Origin of the sequence: Escherichia sp. E4930, from assembly GCF_005845405.1 — a bacterium.
Taxonomy (GTDB): domain Bacteria; phylum Pseudomonadota; class Gammaproteobacteria; order Enterobacterales; family Enterobacteriaceae; genus Escherichia.
Map to the genome: position 1 here is coordinate 85,968 of NZ_VCDZ01000011.1, position 24,634 is coordinate 110,601.

At 47.0% G+C, this 24,634-nt stretch carries 17 protein-coding genes, 1 tRNA gene and 1 pseudogene; 10 read left to right on the top strand and 9 right to left on the bottom strand.

What is annotated here, in order from left to right; translation table 11 throughout:
- Positions 1 to 6: 6 nt before the first annotated feature.
- Positions 7 to 2,304 carry a xanthine dehydrogenase molybdenum-binding subunit XdhA gene (gene xdhA, locus FFT88_RS14760; protein ID WP_135405593.1) on the bottom strand — a complete coding sequence of 766 codons (2,298 nt, stop codon included), beginning with the start codon at positions 2,302 to 2,304 and terminating at the stop codon, positions 7 to 9.
- Positions 2,305 to 2,671: 367 nt separating this feature from the next.
- On the opposite strand from xdhA, the gene actS reads away from it, so the two are divergent.
- Complete coding sequence (actS, locus tag FFT88_RS14765; RefSeq protein WP_130217906.1) at positions 2,672 to 3,430, top strand: amidase activator ActS; 759 nt, start codon at positions 2,672 to 2,674, stop codon at positions 3,428 to 3,430.
- Between the two features lie 78 nt (positions 3,431 to 3,508).
- Positions 3,509 to 3,582 (top strand) — tRNA-Gly (locus FFT88_RS14770).
- Between the two features lie 164 nt (positions 3,583 to 3,746).
- On the opposite strand, the gene FFT88_RS14775 is transcribed toward FFT88_RS14770, so the two are convergent.
- The 5 genes and pseudogenes from FFT88_RS14775 to FFT88_RS14795 form a co-directional block, all read right to left on the bottom strand.
- On the bottom strand, positions 3,747 to 5,153 hold the full coding sequence (locus FFT88_RS14775) for a winged helix-turn-helix domain-containing protein (protein WP_135405594.1): 1,407 nt from the start codon (positions 5,151 to 5,153) through the stop codon (positions 3,747 to 3,749).
- 590 nt (positions 5,154 to 5,743) lie between these two features.
- Positions 5,744 to 6,218 (bottom strand): annotated as a pseudogene (locus tag FFT88_RS25850) (hypothetical protein).
- Positions 6,215 to 7,030, bottom strand: coding sequence for a transcriptional regulator (locus tag FFT88_RS14785; protein WP_135405595.1), 816 nt, complete (start codon positions 7,028 to 7,030; stop codon positions 6,215 to 6,217). Before FFT88_RS14785 ends, FFT88_RS25850 begins: the two are co-directional and overlap by 4 nt.
- 342 nt (positions 7,031 to 7,372) lie before the next feature.
- A complete protein-coding gene (locus FFT88_RS14790; RefSeq protein WP_130207770.1) occupies positions 7,373 to 8,005 on the bottom strand; it encodes a helix-turn-helix transcriptional regulator in 633 nt (210 codons plus the stop codon).
- Between the two features lie 460 nt (positions 8,006 to 8,465).
- Entirely contained in the window at positions 8,466 to 9,695 is a 1,230-nt protein-coding gene (locus FFT88_RS14795) for an amino acid permease (RefSeq protein WP_064529821.1), read from the bottom strand.
- Between the two features lie 254 nt (positions 9,696 to 9,949).
- Here FFT88_RS14795 and FFT88_RS14800 point away from each other — a divergent pair, with 254 nt between their 5' ends.
- From FFT88_RS14800 to ygeA, 5 genes are all read left to right on the top strand, one after another.
- Positions 9,950 to 11,137: an acetyl-CoA C-acetyltransferase gene (locus tag FFT88_RS14800; protein ID WP_130207766.1), complete on the top strand. Its 1,188-nt coding sequence runs from the start codon at positions 9,950 to 9,952 to the stop codon at positions 11,135 to 11,137.
- Positions 11,138 to 11,415: 278 nt separating this feature from the next.
- The gene (kduI, locus tag FFT88_RS14810) at positions 11,416 to 12,252 is read left to right on the top strand and encodes a 5-dehydro-4-deoxy-D-glucuronate isomerase (protein WP_130207764.1); all 837 of its coding nucleotides are present in this window, start codon (positions 11,416 to 11,418) and stop codon (positions 12,250 to 12,252) included.
- A gap of 28 nt (positions 12,253 to 12,280) precedes the next feature.
- Entirely contained in the window at positions 12,281 to 13,042 is a 762-nt protein-coding gene (gene kduD, locus FFT88_RS14815; RefSeq protein ID WP_130258075.1) for a 2-dehydro-3-deoxy-D-gluconate 5-dehydrogenase KduD, read from the top strand.
- Between the two features lie 324 nt (positions 13,043 to 13,366).
- The gene (gene araE / locus FFT88_RS14820) at positions 13,367 to 14,785 is read left to right on the top strand and encodes an arabinose-proton symporter AraE (protein ID WP_130207760.1); all 1,419 of its coding nucleotides are present in this window, start codon (positions 13,367 to 13,369) and stop codon (positions 14,783 to 14,785) included.
- Between the two features lie 118 nt (positions 14,786 to 14,903).
- Positions 14,904 to 15,596, top strand: coding sequence for an amino acid racemase (ygeA, locus tag FFT88_RS14825; RefSeq protein ID WP_130258076.1), 693 nt, complete (start codon positions 14,904 to 14,906; stop codon positions 15,594 to 15,596).
- 4 nt (positions 15,597 to 15,600) lie between these two features.
- Here ygeA and lysR read toward each other — a convergent pair whose 3' ends face one another.
- Positions 15,601 to 16,518, bottom strand: a complete 918-nt coding sequence (gene lysR / locus FFT88_RS14830) for a DNA-binding transcriptional regulator LysR (protein WP_135405596.1) — start codon at positions 16,516 to 16,518, stop codon at positions 15,601 to 15,603.
- Between the two features lie 121 nt (positions 16,519 to 16,639).
- Between lysR and lysA the strand changes: the two genes are divergently transcribed.
- Positions 16,640 to 17,902, top strand: coding sequence for a diaminopimelate decarboxylase (gene lysA, locus FFT88_RS14835; protein ID WP_135405597.1), 1,263 nt, complete (start codon positions 16,640 to 16,642; stop codon positions 17,900 to 17,902).
- 6 nt (positions 17,903 to 17,908) lie between these two features.
- Here the strand turns inward: lysA and galR are convergent, their stop codons facing one another.
- Positions 17,909 to 18,940, bottom strand: coding sequence for an HTH-type transcriptional regulator GalR (gene galR / locus FFT88_RS14840; protein WP_130207752.1), 1,032 nt, complete (start codon positions 18,938 to 18,940; stop codon positions 17,909 to 17,911).
- A gap of 585 nt (positions 18,941 to 19,525) precedes the next feature.
- Between galR and aas the strand changes: the two genes are divergently transcribed.
- The gene (gene aas / locus FFT88_RS14845) at positions 19,526 to 21,685 is read left to right on the top strand and encodes a bifunctional acyl-ACP--phospholipid O-acyltransferase/long-chain-fatty-acid--ACP ligase (RefSeq protein ID WP_135405598.1); all 2,160 of its coding nucleotides are present in this window, start codon (positions 19,526 to 19,528) and stop codon (positions 21,683 to 21,685) included.
- Positions 21,678 to 22,871 carry a lysophospholipid transporter LplT gene (lplT, locus tag FFT88_RS14850; protein WP_130221486.1) on the top strand — a complete coding sequence of 398 codons (1,194 nt, stop codon included), beginning with the start codon at positions 21,678 to 21,680 and terminating at the stop codon, positions 22,869 to 22,871. Before aas ends, lplT begins: the two co-directional genes overlap by 8 nt.
- A 38-nt stretch (positions 22,872 to 22,909) precedes the next feature.
- Here lplT and FFT88_RS14855 read toward each other — a convergent pair whose 3' ends face one another.
- Positions 22,910 to 24,574, bottom strand: a complete 1,665-nt coding sequence (locus tag FFT88_RS14855; protein ID WP_135405599.1) for a DUF4139 domain-containing protein — start codon at positions 24,572 to 24,574, stop codon at positions 22,910 to 22,912.
- Between the last annotated feature and the right edge of the window lie 60 nt (positions 24,575 to 24,634).

The following is a 24,634-nucleotide window of genomic DNA, read 5'->3' on the forward strand; positions in this document are numbered from 1 at the left end:
TTATCCTCAAATCAATCCTGCCAGATGGAACTCTTCATATAACCGTTTTGGTGTCAGCGGCAGCGTATTGATTGCGACACCGGTAGCCATCTTCACCGCATTACGAATTGCAGCGGCAACAGGAATAATTGGCGGCTCACCCAGTGACTTATGTCCGTATGCAGATTGTGGTTCATTAATTTCGACAAACGCACTTTCCAGTTGTGGCAGATCTGGCATGGTCGGCATTTTGTAATCCAGTAAATTTGGGTTACGCACCACGCCACTTTTCGCGTCGATGATCATCTCTTCAAAAAGCGCCCAGCCGATGCCCATCCCCATCCCGCCGTGAACCTGACCTTCAGCCAGCAGCGGATTAAGAATATGGCCCGAATCATGAACGTTGAGGATGCGGTTGATGGTGACCTTACACAGCGCGATATCGACTGTCAGATCAACAAAGGTACAGCCAAATGCCGGTGGGTTCGTGGTAGTTTTGATTGAGCTTTCGGCAGAAAGCTGTCCGCCACGTTCAGGATGATAAAACGCATCCATTGCCAGATCTTTTAACGACAGTAACGCCTCTTCCGGTCTTTCAACCAGTACGATATGGCCTTTTATCAGGGTTAGATTCATCGCCGACAGATGCAGCATTACTGCGGCGTGAGCGATGATTTTCTCTTTTAATAACAGTGCTGCACTGCGCAGCGCAGGCGCGGCAACATAGCTCTGACGTGAGGCAAATGCGCCGGGATCGAATGGCGTAATATCGGTATCTTGCGTCGAAATTACGTGTACATCACTGACCGGAACGCCCACGGTTTCAGCTACCATTTGCGAGAACACAGTGTCGGCACCCTGACCGATTTCCGTCGCGCCGCTTTGCACGTTGATGGTTCCATCCTGATTCATCAACAGGCGTGCGCCCGCGATTTCTACGCCGACAGGCCAGGTGTTAGAGGTGTAACTAAAACAGGCAACGCCAACGCCGCGGCGCAGATTGTCTTGTTGCTTCTGGCACTCCGCACTGCGCTTTTCCCATTCAAATATTTCCCGTCCTTTTTCCAGACACTCTGGTAATCCGGCACTGTAAATGCGTTTGCCTGTGAGTGGATTTGCATCGCCTTCACGAGCGGCGTTGCGTAAACGAATTTCGATAGGGTCGATACCCAGCGCTTCGGCAGCGTCATCCAGCATGGATTCAACAGCAAAAACTACCTGCGGTGCGCCATAACCACGCATCGCACCCGCTGAGGGCAGATTGGTATAGCAAGTCTTTGAGCTATAAGAATAGGCACAGCGCGGGTAGAGATAAGCAACTTTATTGCCGCCTGCAGAAGCGATGGAATGACCGTGTGAAGCGTAAGCGCCGGTGTTAGACAGAACATCCAGGCTATAGCCTTTTAGCGTACCATCGCGGTTGACGCCCATTTGTCCGTCAATGGTAAAAGCGTGGCGAGTGCGGGTCGCCAGAAAACATTCTTCGCGGCTTAGGGAAACTTTAACCGGAATGCCGCCGAGTTTACTGGTCAGAAATGCCGCCATCGGCTCTTCCAGTACATCTTGTTTATTACCAAAACCACCGCCGACAAAGGGCTTGATAACCCGCACGCACGACCAGGGAATATCCAGCGCCTGACCGACAACGCGGCGGACAATATGCGGGATTTGGGTGCTGGAAACGATGGTAATTCGTGAATCGTCTTCCATCCACGCCAATGAGGTCACGCTTTCCATATGACAATGTTGAATGACCGGCGTCTGATAATGCCCCTGCACCTGATAATCGGCGGCGTCGATTGCTTGCTGGACATTCCCTGTCGACATCGTGCTTTGTTTCAGTAAATTGCCGCCGCTATGGATTGGCGCAGCGTCTTCTGCCAGTGCCGCTTCTGGCGAGGTAATGACGGGTAATTCCTGCCATTCGATGTGAACAAGTTGCGCTGCTTTTTCCGCTGTGAGTTCATCACGGGCAACGACAATAGCAACCGCATCGCCATGATGGCGGACGTGGCGTGTTAACAGGGCGCGATCGGCGGTATCGCGTTTATTCTCATCCAGAGTCCAGGCATGGCCCGCCGTGGCAAAGGAAATATCAGGAACATCTTCCCAGGTAAATACGGCCAGTACGCCTGGTAAACTTCTGGCTTGTTCATCGTTAATGCTCACCGCATAACCATGTGCAATTGGGCTACGTACATATTTCGCGTAACACATGCCCGCCATAACATAATCGTCAGTATATCGTGCCCGCCCGGTGACCTTCGCAATGGCATCGACGCGCATGCATGATTCACCTGTAGCGGTTGCTTCCCGCGCTTCCATAGAAATCCCCTTGATTTGAACATTTGGTTCTTATGGCAATGATTAAGTCTTTGCAGGCAAGAATTACGCCAGAAACGACTATAAACACGAGGGGAGAGGGGAAGTGTGATGTCGTTAAAAAAACGCTACGGATGATGCATTTTTATCAGCAAAGAAAGTGAGTGCAGTTTATCAATATGAGCGTGATAAAAATCATTGTGATAAATGAGTATTAGAGGTCAATCAGGATGGTTCCGATGTTTGCCAACGGTGCTAATTGATTCTTTAACAGTTATTGATTCGTACATGCCTGTTCCCACGCAATGGATTGGGGATCTGACGGGGGGCTGCTATGATATAGCGTCTTGTTTTTTAGCGAGGAAAGATTTTGAGCGCAGGACGCCTGAATAAAAAAACTCTGGGTATCGTGATGCTGTTATCGGTAGGGCTGCTTCTGGCTGGCTGCTCGGGTAGCAAATCATCAGATACAGGAACGTATTCCGGCTCCGTTTACACCGTGAAACGGGGGGATACGCTTTATCGTATTTCGCGCACCACGGGAACCAGCGTAAAAGAGCTAGCCCGACTCAACGACATCTCCCCCCCCTATACCATAGAAATCGGCCAAAAGCTGAAACTGGGTGGGGCGAAAAAAAGTAGTAACGGCACGCGCAAATCCACCGGCAAATCGACGACAAAAACAGCGTCAGTGACACCGTCTTCGGCCGTTTCGAAATCTTCATGGCCGCCGGTTGGGCAACGTTGCTGGTTATGGCCAACGAGCGGAAAGGTTATTATGCCTTACTCAATGGCAGATGGCGGCAATAAAGGGATTGATATTGCGGCGGCACGCGGGACGCCAATATACGCTGCAGGTGCCGGGAAAGTGGTATATGTGGGTAATCAGCTGCGTGGTTACGGTAATCTTATAATGATTAAACACAGTGAAGATTACATTACTGCTTATGCCCATAACGACACGATGCTGGTGAACAATGGGCAAAGTGTTAAAGCCGGGCAAAAGATAGCGACTATGGGAAGTACTGATGCGGAATCCGTGCGGCTACATTTCCAGATTCGCTACCGTGCTACGGCAATAGATCCTTTGCGCTACTTGCCGCCACAGGGTAGCAAGCCAAAGTGCTGATGGCGAATTAATCAGCAGTCAGTAGCAAGGCACTTGCTTAGGAGAGCGTAAGGTTTATAATGCCTTACGCATCTCGAAGCGGGCGTAGTTCAATGGTAGAACGAGAGCTTCCCAAGCTCTATACGAGGGTTCGATTCCCTTCGCCCGCTCCAGTTTCTTACTTTTTCTCTTTCTCAGTTTTTTCCGTAGTGATCGAATTCTTCCGTTATTGTTGATACGTTCACGTCAGATGTAGATAAATCCAATATCCCCTATAAAAATAGAGTGTATAGCTCAAAATATAGAGCACTATTCTGCTTATGATATTTATTGCAGATCAAGCGACCTCATATTGAGCATTAAAATCAATAATGCTGTTAACTTTTGTCAATTGCTTCAATTTTTGAATGTTATTGATAATAACTAAATGATATTCTTTCTCTGTTCCGTGATAAGAGAACGCATTTCTTTCATTGTGTGTTGTAGAAACATATACATCAATGCATTTTTTTATTATAGCGGCTTTATGTCTTTTGGGTTCAAGTAGCAGTGACTGGTCTATACAAGCGATAGCATCTTCAATTCTTTCGTTATATATATTTACCAGTGTCTTATAGTAATACAAGGAGGCTACATCTAATACTTGTGTCTGTGCATGGTCAAAAAAAATGCGTGATGCAGTCGTTTGTCCGGAAAGACCGGTTATCAGTCCCATAATTCCTAAAATATTCCCATCGAAAATATTTTTATCAGATACCTTATCTATAAAGGCCAATGCTTTTTGAGTTGCATGTTTAAGTTCGTATAGACCATGAAGTGCCATAGACATATGACATTCAGCCAACAGGCAATAGCATTCATTGGTTATTGACTGAGCATTAGATTTATTTTTAACACTTTCAAATATAGTTATTGCATTGGCAATGCTTTCAGGCGTGAATTCATTCAGTTCATTTTTCCCGGCAGACATTTCGGCTGATAAAATATTTTCATCAGAAGGTACGTGTCGGGACATAAAACCTGGTTCTACTTTAGGTTTCTTCATTGCCAGATATAAGTTGCTAATTATAAAGTGTGAGATTTTTTGTATGTCATCTGCCTGAAGATGTGTGCTGGCAATAAGATAAAAACTTTTTGCATCGATTACTTCAATATATAAACTATTTGAAGCATCATATTTGCTGATTCTTCCTGTGACAAAATAATCGGGTTTGAACCTGGCCAGGAAGGCTGTCTGAGATTTATTATCTATGCAATACTGGGTTGCAGCCATTGGATATATATATAGATCATCGGTTTTTTTATTTGAGATTAGTTGTACAAGTTCCTGATTAAGCGCTAATGGATCCTGACTACTGTGAGATATTGTAAATGGAAATAAAGCAATAGTGCTGCCTGGAACATTATCTTGATTTTCTTTTATCTTGAATACTTGCCCACTGAATCGATAACCTTTTCTATATATGGTTTCAATGCAACGGTTGTAGCCAATTCTTTCAAAAATACATCTTAATGAATAGATGCATCGTGTAAGGGATTCGTCACTTACAATTACATTTTTCCATACAGATTCGATGATCGCATCTTTGGATACAACATTTCCCGCCGATTCAAGCAATACAAATAATACACCGAGTTCTTTCGGCGGGATGTAAAATTCCTCATTCCCTTTTGTAAGAATACCATCTTCTGTAAGTATGATTCCATCAGGGAAATGATATGAAAACTTATTTTCTAAATCCATTAGCTCACCTCTATTAAGTTTGTGGTTTTTGGCATCCTGCATGAGTAACAGATATAACTGATATTCATATATTTCATTTAACGAAATTCATCATGATTGTTTAAGTTAATTTATATTAGCTTGATGTGATTGTAATCTGAAATATTCTTAATTAATGATTTGTTAATCATGTAAGTATATAACCTATTGAAAATCATTGATAAAGTTCTGCTTATCACATTTCTTAATTTAATGTAATTGTTCATTTAAGATAAAATGATAGGCTGTGAGGAATAGTTATTCGTCGACTGACAATCTGGTGTGAAAGAATTATTGCAAGAGTAATTTTATTTATTAATAGCTATTATGTTTATGTGCTCTATTAAACATCTCTGTGCGAACCAGCGTTTATTTTTACACCATTATTGTCATAGTGGAGTGCGGAAGGATTTTTTAATGACGGATGCAATTTGAATGGGGGAGGGGATTACCGCATGAACTGTCAGAGATGAAGATGGATATAAGAATATATAAAGATTATATTCCAATGCCTGAAATGTTACATTTGTTGTTTGGGCTTTTAATTACAGAAGCAGCATCAAGTTGTTTTGTTACCTTGCGCAATACATAATTGCTCTATTGCCAATGCTTAAAAGAAAATCATGATTGTTCTGTTTTTGAACATTATAGCTTATCATTTTTCCCGGGAATATATAAAAATCAGGCAGGAATTGTGCCAGATTATCGTCTGAAATTTGATCGATAATATCAAATTTATTTATTTTGGTAGAGGTAAGATGCAAAGTGTCATAATTTTCGATCCACGTATATTCAATATCTCGGCGAAATGATTTATAAGTGTTTGTGTTTTGTTTCCAGGTACCGCTAAGTGCAACAGTTCCTGTCTTTTTATTTTTATTATACATAAAGTCAATAGTGAGATTAGCCCTTCCCTGGTCATTAAATATAATCCAATTGGCCGTGCATTTCTCATTGTATACTATTTGTTCTTTGGAATAATGATAGGCAATAAAAAAAAATGAAGCCACTGAGAAAGCATAAAATAATAAACAGCGTTTTTTTTATAACGAATCATGGTTAACTCCACGATACGATAGAGTTAAACAGTCTGCAGCTGTGTTATTACTATAGTTTTTTTTGCATGCCATAACAATCAATCCGGGAGATGACTTATCGAGAGGGAAATATAGCCAGGGGTACTTTTTGCAATCAATTCCAGATCCTAATATACGGTTCTTATATTTATCGAGATCTTTCAGCCCATCAATGCTATCTTCTGTAACATTGAAATGACAACCATTTAATTGTGCAACAGTTTTGTAATCTTTAAAGAATGATTTGGGCTGACTATTGTTCCAGAGAAAAAATGCGGTAAGCAAACCTACGGAAAATGCACTTAGCATGGGTAAATAATTTTTAGATAGCCTGACTATATTTCTGAGATAATTATCTGGATGAGCACTTGTCTCTTTAAACTCATCTTTAACATTCAAGGATTGGGGAGATATGGTCTTTTGTGCATCTGCAGAAGGCATTATTACATGGTTTTCTATGCTTACATCATTACTGAGCTTAAAACCTTTTCTCGGCACGGTTGCAATAAGCGAATGGTTGGTTTCACCAACCGTGCGAAACCCGCGTCTGATAATCGATATATTTTGATATAACGTGTTGACCGGTACTCGCATGCCTTCTTCTTCCCAGACTCTGGAGAAAAAATCCTGTTGTGCAACCACATCAGGAAAGGCTTCAAGTAGCAGCGATAAGCACCTGCTTGCTGGCGTTGTCAGAACGGCGTTAAGCTCGGCGTCATGTACCGAAATTAATTTTCTGTGCTCTGGCCAGAACTCAATATTATCGTTAATAATCCAGTACATACGTCAATGAAACATAAAATTAAGTAAATTGAAATTATATAGTTTGATAAGTATATTAGTATTCATGGAATAAATATATATTAATTTTATATTTATCATTCAAACTATAATTATAGCATATCAATGCAACTTAAAATTCCATGTGAATTAACAAATTTAACACTCTTAACCGTTGTCTTTATGCCTTCTTCTCGCAATATCTTTTCATTTTTGCGGTGGCGCGTAAGGTGACATAATTAAATAAGCGCTCAAATAAACTGAATTAAAAGTTCATGTGATAAAATACGGGCATCTTTATAAGTGCCCGTATATACAATGCTTATTATTATTGACAGTTACGTTTCAGTGCTGAACGGAGTGTGAACGGATAAATAATTCGTTTATTTTACCACCCATCCTTTTTTCAATTCTTTGCTTGTAGGCGTAGATGCTACGGATATCCATATCAAGAACCTCTGCAATCTGATATGGATTATAACCAGAAACCATATGTCCCATAATGGTGAACTCCATTTGAGTTAACGTATTGCCTCTGGTAAATGACAAATAACGACCAATGAATAGTTGCCTGATCTTTTCGTTGGCAATATCCAGTCCATCATCATTATATATAATGGCTGATATCGCGGAGTTGTGTTTCCTCCAGTAATTAGCAAGAGATTGCATATTTCGATCGCTTACTAACACTATTCCCATCTCAGTACTCGTAAGATAGTCGATCCAGTCACTCTCTAAAAAAAGGCGTAAAAAGCTTACTGAAAAATCTACAAAAATATATCCGCTTAATCGCGCATTGTGGTTTTTACTTAATATACCTTCAACCACGCCACGATTAAAATACGAACTCTCTTCGGGCCACATACAAAAACATGCATTTGCACAATACTGCAAACGTGGTGATTTTTCTGGCATTATTTGGCAATGCATTGAGCAACTATTGCATGTAAGACTTTTATAGCGACTACAAAGCCTCATGTTAATAACCTCCCTATTCATAGATAATTGCATAATTTCATTGGTTATTGATGATGTCAATACACTCTGATTTAGTAAGCTTTTTATGAAAAATTGTGTTTAATCCGTATTTGATATTATTCTTAATGACATATTTAAGAGTGCATCATTAAGCTTTAAATGTGATTGGATTTCACTCAGTTAATCATATTGACCTTATTGCAAATCAGACAAGTGCCTAATGTATTAAGAATATCTATACTGCAAATTGTTTTCGAATGACCAGAAGATATCTTGTAAATCTAAGTGATGCATCTTAAATAGTCTTAATTAAGATGTTCAGATTTTTATTTAGGATAACAGCTTGATAATGTTCGTTTAAGTTATGGAGCGTTTGGGGAGGGTGAACAATGCAAGATGTGCACTGTAAGAATTGGAATGGTTCAAAATAGTGGTTATTTTGAACCATTCACATCAGTGATTAGCTAAAGAACATTACCGATACGCACAGGATACCGACGATCAACGTAATTAGATTTCCGATGGAACGCCAGGGCTTAAGTGCCGGGATGAGATATGTTGACAGCGTTGGCATGATAAAAAGAATCATGGCAATAAGTGGACCACTGATCGCATAAATCATCGAAATTGCATTAGGGTTGATGCAGCAAACGATGAAAGTAATCAGTGACACTAACATAATTGACAGCGCGCGGTTAAATGCACGGCTTTTTTTAACCCCTGCCTGCTGTAGCGTTGTTTTGACTAATTCTGTTGCACCTTCAATAACACCAAAGTAGGTACCTAAAAATGATTTAGACATTGCTACAACCGCGACAATTATTCCGGAAATCGACAACCATGCAGGGGCATTTGGCAGCATAGAAAGTGCCGATAAAATGGTAACGCCCTCTTCTTTAGCTGTTTCAATATAAGAAGGTGGTATTGATAACAGGCAGCTAAAGACGAAGAAAAGTACGCTCACGCAGATGATGAGATAAGCGACTTTCATAATTTTTTTGCATTTATCCATAGCGTGTTCGCCATATTTTTCACGTCTATCAATAGCAAACGTAGAAATAATGGGCGTATGGCTAAAGGCGAAAACCATCACGGGAATCGATATCCATATCTGGTGAAGGGTATTCTGATTGAACTCTACCTGGGTAGTTAATAGAGCTGGTTGCCAGCTACCGACGAGGTAGAAAGAAAGAAATAAGAAATAGGCAATTAGTGGAAACACCAAAAATCCCATTACCCGAATTGTGGCATGGCGCCCCATCAGAAAGATGAGATTCAGAATTAACACAACACCCAGACTCACCAGCATACGAATGCGCAGGTCGATGACCATATGCTTTGCCAGTTGTTCTGTCAGCGAATTGGTGATCGCCACTGCATATATCAACACGACGACAAAAAAAGCAATGAAGTAAAGAGTGGTAATCAGATTGCCGATCTTCTTGCCATAGTAATGAGTTACTGCGCCAGTAATCCCTTCGCCTGCGGATGTTTTTGAAGAAAGGATGAACTGGCACAGGGCCTTATGTGGCCAATATGTTAAAGGCCATGCGACCAGTGCTGTAATAAACAGGACTACCGCTCCCGCTGAACCTAGCTGAATAGGGAGAAAGAGCGTGCCTGCGCCAACGGCTGTGCCGTAAAGTGCGAAGCTCCAGAGAGTTTCTTCTTTTGACCAAATTTTAGACATTATTTGAACGTATCATCTACAAATTAAGAAAAATGGAGGGCAATTTACCATAAACCAGGTCAAACATGGGAGATTAACGCTATATCAGCTCATGGATTCATGGGTTAGTAGATGCAAACCTTGCGTGCCAGTTGGGTATCCATCCCTCATTCCGGTGAATTTCCTTTGTGATAAAAATCACTATTTTTAAACATTTAAAATAATTTTTATTAACAATCATTTACTATTGCGCTGTTAATCTGTGCGAGGTTGTGATGAAAGACGTTGTGATTGTCGGTGCGTTACGAACACCTATCGGCTGCTTTCGTGGAGCGTTGGCTGGCCATTCTGCCGTAGAACTTGGTAGCCTGGTCGTGAAAGCGTTATTAGAACGCACTGGCGTTGCTGCACATGCGGTGGATGAAGTGATTCTGGGGCAGGTTCTGACCGCAGGGGCTGGGCAGAATCCAGCACGGCAATCGGCCATTAAAGGTGGTCTACCCAACAGTGTTTCGGCAATTACGATTAATGATGTTTGTGGTTCCGGGTTAAAAGCACTGCATCTTGCCACACAAGCGATCCAGTGTGGCGAGGCTGATATTGTCATCGCCGGTGGTCAGGAAAACATGAGTCGCGCACCACATGTCCTGACTGATAGCCGTACCGGAGCACAGCTTGGCGATAGCCAACTGGTTGATAGTCTGGTGCATGATGGCTTATGGGATGCATTCAATGATTACCATATTGGTGTCACTGCCGAAAATCTGGCGCGTGAATATGGTATCAGCCGTCAATTACAAGATGCCTATGCACTTAGTTCACAACAAAAAGCGCGGGCGGCCATTGACGCTGGACGATTCAACGATGAGATTGTCCCGGTGAGAACGCAAAACAATGGGCAGCTGCTGATTGTTGATACCGATGAACAGCCGCGTACCGATGCCAGTGCAGAAGGGCTGGCTAGCTTAAACCCATCATTTGATAGCCACGGTTCTGTTACTGCGGGTAATGCTTCATCTATTAATGATGGTGCTGCTGCAGTAATGATGATGAGCGAAGCCAAAGCGCGAGCATTGAATTTACCCGTGCTGGCACGTATTCGCGCCTTTGCCAGTGTTGGTGTTGATCCTGCGCTGATGGGGATTGCTCCGGTATATGCGACTCGCCGTTGCCTTGAGCGTGTGGGCTGGCAGCTTTCTGATGTCGATCTTATTGAGGCTAATGAAGCGTTTGCCGCGCAGGCGCTTTCCGTTGGCAAAATGCTCGAATGGGATGAACGTCGGGTCAATGTTAACGGTGGCGCAATTGCGTTGGGTCACCCGATTGGCGCATCCGGTTGCCGTATTCTGGTTTCTTTGGTCCATGAAATGGTAAAACGCAACGCGCGTAAAGGGCTGGCTACACTTTGTATTGGCGGTGGTCAGGGCGTGGCGTTAACTATTGAACGTGACGACCCGATCTAAATTCCTTTCTATTCGTTAAACATCTGCCGCCATCAAGCCATTTCATGATGATGGTTGGCACGTCTGCGCACATACTCCATAGACTCTGAGTTTTTCCTTCACCTGACTTATTCGTGATCGACGCGACACTTTTCTCAATCCCTTATTGAAAAATGAAACAATGTTTTATTTTTTATTGAAAAGCGCACTGTGCAGGCATATCATCCTTTAAAGAATAAAACGAAACGATGTTTCACAATCGTTGTAATTTTACAGTTCAATGATTATCGGAGGTTGATGTGGACGTAAGACAGAGCATCCACAGTGCGCATGCAAAAACGCTGGATACACAGGGGCTGCGCAATGAATTTTTGGTTGAAAAGGTATTCGTCGCGGATGAGTACACGATGGTTTACAGCCACATTGACCGCATTATTGTTGGCGGCATTATGCCGGTAGCAAAAACGGTTTCTGTTGGCGGGGAAGTTGGAAAACAACTGGGCGTGAGCTACTTTCTGGAGCGTCGCGAGCTGGGCGTTATTAATATTGGCGGCGCTGGTACGATTACCGTCGATGGTCAATGCTACGAAATCGGTCACCGCGACGCTCTCTATGTTGGCAAAGGTGCAAAAGAAGTGGTCTTTGCCAGCATTGATAGTGCCACTCCGGCGAAGTTTTATTACAACTGCGCACCTGCTCATACGACGTATCCCACTAAAAAAGTGACCCCGGCTGAAGTCGCTCCGGTTACGCTGGGCGATAACATCACCAGTAATCGTCGCACAATTAACAAATATTTTGTGCCAGATGTGCTGGAAACCTGCCAGTTGAGCATGGGGCTAACGGAGCTGGCTCCGGGAAACCTGTGGAATACCATGCCATGCCACACCCACGAGCGTCGGATGGAAGTTTACTTCTATTTCAACATGGATGATGACGCCTGCGTTTTCCACATGATGGGGCAACCGCAAGAAACGCGTCACATTGTGATGCATAACGAGCAGGCCGTCATTTCCCCGAGTTGGTCTATCCACTCCGGCGTAGGGACCAAAGCTTATACCTTTATCTGGGGCATGGTCGGTGAAAACCAGGTCTTCGATGATATGGACCACGTTGCCGTTAAAGACCTGCGCTAGTTGCGGGCAAAATGAATAAGGTATTATCATGATTTTAAAAGAATTTTCTCTTGATGGTAAAGTCGCGGTAGTCACTGGCTGTGACACTGGACTGGGGCAGGGGATGGCGCTGGGACTGGCGCAAGCGGGCTGTGATATCGTCGGCATTAATATCGTTGAACCGACAGAAACCATTGAACAGGTCACGGCGCTGGGGCGTCGTTTTTTAAGCCTGACCGCCGATCTACGTCAGATTGATGGCATTCCTGCATTGCTGGATCGTGCGGTAGCAGAGTTCGGCCATATTGATATCCTGGTCAATAACGCCGGATTGATTCGCCGTGAAGATGCACTCGATTTCAGTGAAAAAGACTGGGACGATGTGATGAACCTGAACATCAAAAGTGTATTCTTCATGTCCCAGGCGGCGGCGAAACACTTCATCGCACAGGGCAACGGCGGCAAGATTATCAATATCGCGTCCATGCTCTCATTCCAGGGCGGGATCCGCGTACCTTCGTATACCGCATCAAAAAGCGGCGTGATGGGCGTGACCCGTCTGATGGCGAACGAATGGGCAAAACATAACATCAACGTTAATGCGATTGCTCCGGGCTATATGGCGACCAACAATACCCAGCAACTGCGGGCTGATGAACAGCGTAGTGCGGAAATTCTTGACCGCATCCCGGCAGGGCGTTGGGGATTGCCGAGCGATCTGATGGGGCCAGTGGTGTTCCTTGCCTCCAGTGCTTCAGACTATGTGAATGGTTATACCATCGCTGTAGATGGCGGCTGGCTGGCGCGTTAATTTATTCAATTCACTTTTATGACCCTGCCGTTCATTCAGTATGGCAGGGTTTTTTATACCTGCAGATCATCATAATCCATATCTCGGTTATGAAATAATCCATATCAATTATCAATTAATAAACTTTATGAGTTTTATCTGCTTTAAAATTAGGTAGTTAATAATAATGTTAATAATTTTACTTAATTTGAAAATTGGAATATCCATCACATAACCGCATGTCGTAGCAATTTAATCCATATTTATACTGATTCCGACCTGACACCAGAATGAGTTGTTCACGTATTTTTTCACTATGTCTTATTCTCTGCTGGCAGGAAAAAAATGGTGACTATCAATACGGAATCTGCTTTAACGCCGCGTCCTCTGCGAGATACGCGTCGTATGAATATGTTTGTTTCGGTAGCTGCTGCGGTCGCAGGATTGTTATTCGGTCTTGATATCGGGGTCATCGCCGGAGCGTTGCCGTTCATTACCGATCACTTTGTGCTAACCAGTCGATTGCAGGAATGGGTGGTCAGTAGCATGATGCTCGGCGCGGCAATTGGTGCGCTGTTCAATGGTTGGCTGTCGTTCCGCCTGGGACGTAAATACAGTTTGATGGCAGGGGCTATCCTGTTTGTGCTCGGTTCGATAGGGTCGGCTTTTGCGACCAGCGTAGAAATGTTAATCGCCGCTCGTGTGGTGCTTGGTATTGCCGTGGGGATTGCCTCTTATACAGCTCCACTGTACCTCTCTGAAATGGCGAGTGAAAACGTACGTGGCAAGATGATCAGTATGTACCAGTTGATGGTAACGCTGGGCATCGTGCTGGCGTTTTTATCCGACACGGCATTCAGCTATAGCGGTAACTGGCGTGCAATGTTAGGTGTTCTTGCCTTACCGGCAGTCCTGCTGATTATTCTGGTTGTTTTCCTGCCAAATAGCCCGCGCTGGCTGGCGGAGAAAGGGCGTCATATCGAGGCGGAAGAAGTGCTGCGTATGCTGCGCGATACATCAGAAAAAGCGCGAGAAGAACTTAACGAAATTCGTGAAAGCCTGAAATTAAAACAGGGCGGTTGGGCGCTGTTTAAGATCAACCGTAACGTCCGTCGCGCGGTGTTCCTCGGTATGTTGTTGCAGGCGATGCAGCAATTTACCGGTATGAACATCATCATGTACTACGCGCCGCGTATCTTCAAAATGGCGGGCTTTACGACGACCGAACAGCAGATGATTGCGACTCTGGTCGTAGGGCTAACCTTTATGTTTGCTACTTTTATTGCGGTGTTTACGGTAGATAAAGCCGGGCGTAAACCGGCACTGAAAATTGGTTTCAGCGTGATGGCGTTAGGCACTCTGGTGCTGGGCTATTGCCTGATGCAGTTTGATAACGGTACGGCTTCCAGTGGCCTGTCCTGGCTCTCTGTTGGCATGACGATGATGTGTATTGCCGGTTATGCGATGAGCGCCGCGCCAGTGGTGTGGATCCTGTGCTCTGAAATTCAGCCGCTGAAATGCCGCGATTTTGGTATTACCTGTTCGACCACCACGAACTGGGTGTCGAACATGATTATCGGCGCGACCTTCCTGACGCTGCTCGACAGCATTGGTGCTGCCGGTACGTTCTGGCTCTACACCGCGCTGAACATTGCGTTTGTGGGTATTACCTTCTGGCTCATTCCGGAAACCAAAAATGTCACGCTGGAACATATCGAACGCAAACTGATGGCAGGCGAGAAATTGAGAAATATCGGCATCTGATGTCTCTGGCCGGATGTGCTGTACATCCGGCCTTTTTTTCGCTAATAGAGATCAGGCGCCAGGCCGTTGAGTTCCTTATTCAGCCTTGCAGCATTAACTCACAAGTCAGGAGAAAGGAATGAAAACAATTGGTTTGCTAGGGGGGATGAGCTGGGAATCCACTATTCCTTACTATCGTCTGATAAATGAAGGCATTAAACAGCGACTTGGTGGGCTTCACTCGGCGCAAGTGCTGCTACATAGCGTTGATTTTCATGAAATAGAAGAGTGTCAACGTCGCGGGGAGTGGGACAAAGCAGGAGAAATTCTGGCTGAAGCGGCGCTTGGCTTACAGCGGGCGGGGGCTGAAGGCATTGTGTTATGTACCAATACGATGCACAAAGTAGCGGATGCTATCGAATCCCGTTGTTCACTGCCTTTCTTACATATTGCGGATGCCACTGGACGTGCAATTACCCGTGCCGGAATGACTCGCGTGGCGCTGCTGGGTACACGCTACACCATGGAACAGGATTTTTATCGTGGGCGACTGGCGGAGCAATTTTCCATCGACTGTCTGATCCCTGAAGCGGATGAACGGGCGAAAATTAATCAGATTATTTTTGAAGAACTGTGTCTGGGGCATTTTAGCGAAACATCACGCACTTATTACGCGCAAGTGATTGCTCGCCTCGCAGAACAGGGCGCGCAGGGCGTCATTTTTGGCTGTACGGAAATTGGTTTACTGGTGCCAGAAGAGCGCAGTGTTCTGCCTGTGTTTGATACTGCGGCTATTCATGCCGAGGATGCAGTCGCCTTTATGCTGTCGTAATTCGCTACAAAATAGCCTCAAGAGCGGCAACCAGTTTTGGTAAACCGGTTTGTAAATGCTTGCTGAATGCCTGCACCAGTGCTGATGACGGGCGGTGCAGGGGGCGAATCAGGCTGACGGTGAAGGGAACCGCAATACTGAACCGCCGAACCACTAATCCGCTTGCCGCATAATCCAGAGCGGTGAGCGGGTTAACTACCGAAACTCCCGCCCCCGCCCGTACCATCGCGCAAACTGACGCGGCACTATGGGTTTCTACTATCATGCGTCGTTTAACCTGATTCTCACTAAACAACTGATCCAACAGCTGGCGATAGCTGTCTGTACGGGAAAGGCTGATGTAGTTCTCACCCTGAAAATCTTCCGGTGTTAATACCTTTTTTGCCGCCAGCGGATGGCCCGGCGGTAAAACACACACTTCGTCTAAAGACAGTAATTCGGTGCGTTCCGTACCCGCAGGCGTATGCAGCGTTTCGGTGAGCCCTAGATCATGACGCTGTGCCGAAAGCCACTCTTCAAGTAGCGGTGATTCCTGCGGGACAATGTTTAAGCTGACTTCAGGATAACGGGCCAGAAACGGTTGTAGCAGCGGCGGCAAAAAAGACTGCGAAAAGACCGGCAGGCAGGCAATAGACAGTTCTCCCTGGCGAAACTCGCGCAGACTTTCGGCGGCACTGACGATGCGATCCAGCCCGTACCAGGAGCGCTGAACCTCTTCAAACAGACGCAGCCCTTGAACGGTAGGGTGTAATCGACCGCGTACGCGTTCAAACAGTTTCAATCCGATCACCTTTTCAAAGCGCGCCAGTTCGCGGCTGACGGTTGGCTGTGAAGTATGCAGCAGTTGTGCCGCCTCAGTCAGGCTGCCAGCGGTCATAACCGCATGAAAAATTTCAATATGACGTAAGTTAACGGCGGCCATTGGCGTTCTCTCGCAATCCGGTAATCCATATCATTTTTGCATAGACTCGACATAAATCGATATTTTTTATTCTTTTTATGATGTGGCGTAATCATAAAAAAGCACTTATCTGGAGTTTGTTATGCCACATTCACTGTTCAGCCCCGATACCGATCTCACCGCCGAAAATCTACTGCGTTTGCCCTCAGAATTTGGCTGCCCGGTGTGGGTCTACGATGCGCAAATTATTCGTCGGCAGATTGCAGCGCTGAAACAGTTTGATGTGGTGCGCTTCGCGCAGAAAGCCTGTTCCAATATTCATATTTTGCGCTTAATGCGCGAACAGGGCGTGAAAGTGGATTCCGTCTCATTGGGGGAAATCGAACGCGCGTTGGCGGCGGGATATAATCCGCAAACGCATCCCGATGACATTGTCTTTACTGCGGATGTTATCGATCAGGCGACGCTCGATCGCGTCAGTGAATTACAAATTCCAGTAAACGCCGGCTCAGTTGATATGCTCGAACAACTTGGCCAGGTTTCGCCAGGGCATCGGGTATGGCTGCGCGTTAACCCGGGCTTTGGTCACGGTCATAGCCAAAAAACCAATACCGGTGGCGAAAACAGCAAGCACGGCATCTGGTATACCGATCTTCCGGCCGCGCTGGAAGTCATACAACGTCATCATCTGCAATTGGTTGGCATTCACATGCATATCGGTTCTGGTGTTGATTATGCGCATCTGGAGCAGGTGTGTGGCGCGATGGTGCATCAGGTCATCGAATTCGGTCAGGATTTACAGGCTATTTCTGCGGGGGGCGGGCTTTCTGTTCCGTATCAGCAGGGAGAAGAGGCGGTTGATACTGAACATTATTATGGTCTGTGGAATGCCGCGCGTGAGCAAATCGCCCGCCATCTCGGTCACCCTGTGAAACTGGAAATCGAACCAGGTCGCTTCCTGGTAGCGCAGTCAGGTGTGTTAATTACCCAGGTGCGGAGCGTCAAACAAATGGGGAGTCGCCACTTTGTGCTGGTTGACGCTGGATTTAACGATCTGATGCGCCCGGCAATGTACGGCAGTTACCACCATATTAGCGCGCTGGCGGCTGATGGTCGCTCTCTTGAACATGCGCCAACGGTGGAAACCGTTGTCGCAGGGCCATTATGTGAATCGGGCGATGTCTTTACCCAGCAGGAAGGGGGGAATGTCGAAACCCGTGCCTTACCGGAAGTGAAGGCGGGCGATTATCTGGTGCTGCATGATACCGGTGCATATGGTGCGTCAATGTCATCTAACTACAATAGTCGCCCACTGTTGCCAGAAGTTCTGTTTGATAATGGTCAGGCGCGGTTGATTCGCCGCCGCCAGACCATTGAGGAATTACTGGCGCTCGAGTTGCTTTAATCGCGGCTAGTCGCTGGCTGCGTTATGACTTGCATCCAGCGACGGTGTTGAAACTGAATGGCGACGTACCAGCGTAGGACTAAAGACGTTGGTGATTTCTGGCAGTGGGCGATTATCCGCCAGCGCCAATGCCAGTTCTGCAGCCTGGGTCGCCATTGTCACTATTGGGTAACGGACCGTGGTCAGCCGTGGGCGTACATAACGTGACACCAGTACATCATCAAAACCAATCAGCGAAATTTCACCCGGTACATCAATCCCATTGTCATTGAGCACGCCCATCGCGCCTGCCGCCATCGAGTCGTTATAACAAGCCACGGCGGTGAAATTTCTGCCTCTTCCCAACAGTTCAGTCATCGCCTGTTCGCCACCGCTTTCGTCCGGTTCGCCGAAAGTCACCAGTCGATCATTAGCTGGAATACCGCTTTCGGCAAGGGCATCGTAATACCCTCGCAGACGATCTTCGGCATCAGAAATAGAGTGGTTAGAGCAGAGATAACCAATGCGCGTATGACCTTGCTGAATTAAATGGCGCGTCGCCAGCCAGGCACCGTAGCGATCGTCCAGAGCGATACAACGACTCTCAAAACCCGGAAGGATCCGGTTGATTAACACCATGCCGGGTATTTGCTTCATCAATGAGGACAAATCGGCATCCGGGATCATTTTGGCATGGACGACCAGCGCGGCGCAGCGATGGCGAATCAACTGCTCAATGGCCTGGCGCTCTTTTTGTTCGTTGTGGTAACCGTTGCCAATTAATAAGAAATTACCGGTATGGTAAGCCACCTGTTCGACCGCTTTCACCATTGCACCGAAAAACGGATCGGAAACATCACCAACGACCAGGCCAACCGTTTCAGTGGTCTGTTGCGCCAACGCGCGGGCGTTAGCGTTCGGGTGATAACTCAGAGATTCCATTGCGCTATGCACAGCCAGACGAGAAGCTTCGCTGGCTTTTGGAGAGTTATTAATGACGCGGGAAACGGTGGCGACTGAAACGCCTGCCAGTCGGGCTACATCCTTAATGGTCGCCATGAAAATACCTTTGTGGGTAAACGCTTACATTCTGTCAGTGTTACGGAAAACGCCCGTTGGTTCAAGGGGCGTTGTGATTTCAGCGTGGGAAGTGTGCGCGAAACGAGAATAAGTAAGGAAAAAAAGAGATTGCAAACCTTTGGTTACACTTTGCGAAACGCTGTTGCGATTGACTGCTGGTGGTATTTGTCTACAGGTTGATAAAGTGGTGATCCCAGAGGTATTGATAGGTGAAGTCAACTTCGGGTTGAGCACATGAATTACACCAGCCTGCGCAGATGCGCAGGTTTTTTTTGCCTGTCGCAAATCTGTAACAGTAACCGACAATTTACACACCTCGTTGCATTTCCCTTCATTCCTTTGCTTTTTCTCGCTGGCGAAGCGTCGTCGTGCGGACCACAATCAAGATCCCAGAGGTATTGATTGGTGAGATTATTCGGTACGCTCTTCGTACCCTGTCTCTTGCACCAACCTGCGCGGATGCGCAGGTTTTTTTTCGCACCGACTTTACTGTCGCTCGAGCCCTTCATCTCGTGTAATCTCACCGCATTCGCATTTAATGAATAATGAGCAAAGGGAGTTGAAATGCTTTTTAGCTTTTTTCGAAATTTGTGCCTTGCTCTGTACCGCGTTCGCGTGACAGGTGACACCCAGGTGCTGAAGGGCGAGCGCGTTCTTATCACGCCCAATCACGTCTCTTTTATTGATGGCATTCTGCTGGCGCTATTTTTACCCGTTCGCCCGGTGTTTGCTGTTTACACCTCCATCAGCCAGCAGTGGTATATGCGTTGGTTGAAATCATTTATCGACTTCGTTCCTCTCGATCCGACACAGCCGATGGCAATCAAACATCTGGTTCGTTTGGTGGAACAAGGCCGTCCGGTAGTGATTTTCCCGGAGGGGCGCATCACGACCACCGGTTCGCTGATGAAAATTTACGATGGCGCCGGTTTTGTGGCGGCGAAGTCAGGCGCGACGGTTATTCCGGTGCGAATTGAAGGGGCAGAGCTTACGCACTTCAGTCGCCTGAAAGGTCTGGTTAAACGGCGCTTGTTCCCGCAAATTCATCTGCATATTTTGCCTCCCACGCAGGTGCCGATGCCAGATGCGCCGCGCGCCCGTGACCGCCGTAAAATCGCGGGGGAAATGCTGCACCAAATTATGATGGAAGCGCGTATGGCGGTACGCCCACGTGAAACGCTGTACGAATCACTACTGAGCGCAATGTACCGTTTTGGGGCCAGGAAAAAGTGTGTCGAAGACGTCAACTTTACCCCAGATACCTATCGCAAGTTGCTCACTAAAACACTGTTTGTTGGTCGCATACTCGAAAAATATAGCGTTGAAGGGGAAAGAATCGGCTTAATGCTGCCCAATGCGGGCATTAGTGCGGCAGTGATTTTTGGGGCCATAGCCCGTCGCCGTATTCCGGCAATGATGAACTACACCGCCGGGGTAAAAGGGCTGACCAGCGCCATTACGGCGGCTGAAATCAAAACTATCTTCACTTCCCGCCAGTTCCTCGACAAAGGCAAACTCTGGCATCTGCCGGAGCAGCTGACTCAGGTACGCTGGGTGTATCTGGAAGATTTAAAAGCGGATGTCACCACTGCCGACAAAGTGTGGATCTTCGCCCATCTGTTGATGCCGCGTCTGGCACAGGTAAAACAGCAGCCAGAAGAAGAGGCGCTGATCCTCTTTACCTCCGGTTCTGAAGGCCATCCGAAAGGCGTCGTCCATAGCCATAAAAGCATTCTGGCGAACGTCGAGCAGATTAAAACGATTGCCGATTTCACCACCAACGATCGCTTTATGTCGGCGTTACCGCTGTTTCACTCCTTTGGTTTAACTGTTGGCTTGTTTACGCCCCTGCTGACGGGCGCAGAAGTCTTCCTTTACCCCAGTCCATTGCATTACCGCATTGTGCCTGAATTGGTGTACGACCGCAGTTGTACGGTGCTTTTCGGCACTTCGACCTTCCTTGGTCATTACGCGCGCTTCGCCAACCCGTATGACTTCTATCGTCTACGCTATGTGGTGGCTGGCGCGGAGAAACTACAAGAAAGCACCAAACGACTTTGGCAGGATAAATTTGGCCTGCGTATTCTTGAAGGCTACGGCGTGACTGAATGCGCGCCAGTGGTGTCCATCAACGTACCGATGGCAGCGAAACCCGGCACCGTCGGGCGCATTTTGCCGGGGATGGATGCACGTCTGCTGGCGGTTCCGGGTATTGAAGAAGGTGGTCGCCTGCAACTAAAAGGGCCGAACATAATGAACGGCTATCTGCGGGTGGAGAAACCAGGCGTGCTGGAAGTGCCAACGGCTGAGAACATACTCGGTGAGATGGAGCGCGGCTGGTATGACACTGGCGATATCGTGCGTTTTGATGAACAGGGATTTGTGCAGATTCAGGGGCGGGCAAAACGCTTCGCCAAAATTGCCGGAGAGATGGTTTCACTGGAAATGGTGGAACAACTGGCACTTGGTGTTTCGCCAGATAAAGTCCATGCCACCGCGATTAAGAGCGACGCCAGTAAAGGCGAGGCGCTGGTACTGTTCACTACAGACAGCGAACTGACGCGCGATAAACTACAGCAATACGCCCGCGAGCACGGCGTACCGGAACTTGCCGTACCGCGTGACATTCGCTATCTGAAACAGATGCCATTACTGGGCAGCGGCAAGCCTGACTTTGTCACGTTGAAAAGTTGGGTAGACGAAGCGGAAAAACACGATGAGTGAGTCAGTGCACACTAACACTTCACTATGGTCGAAGGGAATGAAAGCAGTTATTGCCGCGCAGTTTCTCTCTGCGTTTGGCGATAACGCGCTGCTGTTTGCCACTCTGGCGCTACTGAAAGCGCAGTTCTACCCAGACTGGAGTCAGCCAATCCTGCAAATGGTGTTTGTGGGCGCTTACATTCTTTTTGCGCCGTTTGTCGGTCAGGTGGCGGATAGCTTTGCGAAAGGCCGGGTAATGATGTTTGCCAACGGCCTTAAGTTGCTGGGTGCTGCCAGTATTTGTTTTGGCATTAATCCGTTTCTCGGTTATACGCTGGTGGGCGTCGGTGCAGCGGCTTATTCTCCGGCGAAATACGGTATTCTTGGCGAGTTAACTACCGGTAATCAGTTAGTGAAAGCTAACGGCTTGATGGAAGCCTCCACCATTGCGGCGATTTTACTCGGTTCCGTAGCCGGTGGCGTGCTGGCGGACTGGCATGTTCTTGCTGCGCTGGCGGCCTGTGCGCTGGCTTATGCTGGCGCGGTAGCCGCAAATCTCTACATTCCGAAACTGGCGGCGGCGCGTCCGGGACAGTCGTGGAATCTCATCAACATGGCCCGCAGCTTTATCTCTGCTTGCGCCGTATTATGGCACAACGGTGAAACACGATTTTCGCTGGTGGGAACCAGTTTATTCTGGGGCGCGGGGGTTACGTTGCGTTTCCTGTTGGTGCTGTGGGTGCCGGTGGCGCTGGGCATTACCGATAACGCGACCCCGACCTACCTCAACGCGATGGTGGCGATTGGCATCGTGGTTGGTGCGGGGGCGGCAGCAAAACTGGTCACCCTGGAAACCGTATCACGCTGCATGCCAGCCGGCATTTTGATTGGCGTGGTGGTACTGATTTTCTCCCTGCAACACGAACTTCTGCCAGCCTATGCCTTGCTGATGTTGATTGGCGTACTTGGGGGCTTTTTTGTGGTACCGCTCAATGCATTATTACAGGAGCGAGGCAAAAAAAGCGTCGGGGCGGGGAATGCGATTGCAGTACAGAATCTCGGCGAAAACAGCGCCATGCTGCTGATGTTGGGAATTTACTCGTTGGCAGTAATGGTAGGCATCCCAGTCGTGCCCATAGGCATTGGCTTTGGTGCGCTGTTTGCGCTGGCAATAACGGCGCTGTGGATTTGGCAACGCCGTCATTAATCTTTTGCCAGATGGCACATTCAGCCATCTGGTGAAGGTCACATTCCCGAAGGGTGCATACCTTTCGGATACTTCACGCTGTAAGAGAATGGCAGACTCACGTTCTCTTTGCCTGACAGTTTCAGCGTCCAGGTCAGTTCACCCGTTTTCGCATCAAACTGCGCCTGCCCGTACTGCATTTTTTCTACCGTAATATCACTATTAGCACTGACTGGGATCTGGTCGAGCAGAGTAATATCCACCGCTTCGCCGTAGCTGTTCTTCACATTAAGGGTGTAACTGAAGTTACGTATTGCGCTGTCGTTAAAGATAGATAACGCATTCTCTTTTTTGAGTGCGGCTTTACGCTGAATAATCAACTTAGGATCGCGGTTAAGCTGAATATCCAGCGACTTGCCATCTTCCGGCGGCTGCAAATAACCCACGCCGGTACGGTTGTTGCCAAAGAAGATCTGACTTTCGCCGGGGATTAAATTTAACTGTTCCCACTCTTTAATTTGCACCTGGAGCCAGGCGTCATTACTGATCTTTGGAATAGCAAAGAAGCGATATTTACCGTTGACCGACTCTTCCTTAATGACCACCGTGCGCGCGGTATTATCGCTGTCGATTTGCCACGGCAGCGAAAGTGCATAGCGAACATTTTGCGCGGTGAAACTTTCTGGTTGCGGTGAAACGGGCGCTGCTGATGCCGCATACATGCGCCCGGCTCGTTGCTCCCTTGTTTTTTGCATCTTTGTCTCCAGGGCTTTCTGCAATTCTGAGGCATCCTGGTCAGAGGACTCTCGCGAACGCTGTTCCATTACGGGTTCCCGCTTATAAGTTGATGCTGAAAGCGAGCCGCCACCATACTCCGGCACATCCACATACTGTGTTTCCAGTTGCGGCAAGGTGAGATGAGTATCAGGTTCATTGGTCGAGAGCACGAGATTAACGTTTTTCCATGCAAGCCCGGTGTACTGGCGAATATTAGCCTTATAAACCAGACGAAGCGGTTGGTTGATAGCACTCGCGTGAACATCATAGAGCGGCGTCCATGCGGCATTTGGCGTCATATAGCGCACCACTGCCTTCGCCGTGACGGCTTGGGGGGCATAGACCTTAGCGATAATAACCTGTGGATCATCGGCAGCCTCTGAATCGCCGTTACTCATACTCTCGCGTTGCTCCAGCTTTTCAATTTCAAGCTGGTTATCAGCAAGTTTCTGCGTCAACTCATTGTCGGCTCGTAATAACTCACCATTTTTCTCTTTCACCATTTGCAGATACTTGCCAACTTCGACGGCACTTTTATTGGTTAATGTGCTATTTGCCTCTAATACCTTAATTTGAGCCGCAATATTGTTTTTCTCGGCGGTTAGTTTTGCCTGTTCCACCTTGGCTGCTTTTAGCTGTTGCTGAATCTCTGACGGCAACGCATTCGGCTGTGTTTCCATTAGCGCGATACGTGAGGAAAGCACCGTCACTCCGTTATCGATAGAGATAGCGATGCTGTCGTCGGTTACCGAATTGGCAATATGGGTGAAGATGATTTCGCTTTCACCTGCCGGTAAGTTGAGTGTCTCTTCACCTTGCAGGCTGGCACCATGCAGATAAACAGTGACGTCTTTAAGTGTTAGCGGTTGGGTTAACTGCGTCCCCCAGGCGGAGGACATACACCCAGTAAGCAACATAGCGAGGGGAAGAGGTTTGAAAATCAACATGGTTATCCTTAACAATGGGCACAGACATTGAAACGCGCGCTGGCGTTGACAGAAAGAGTC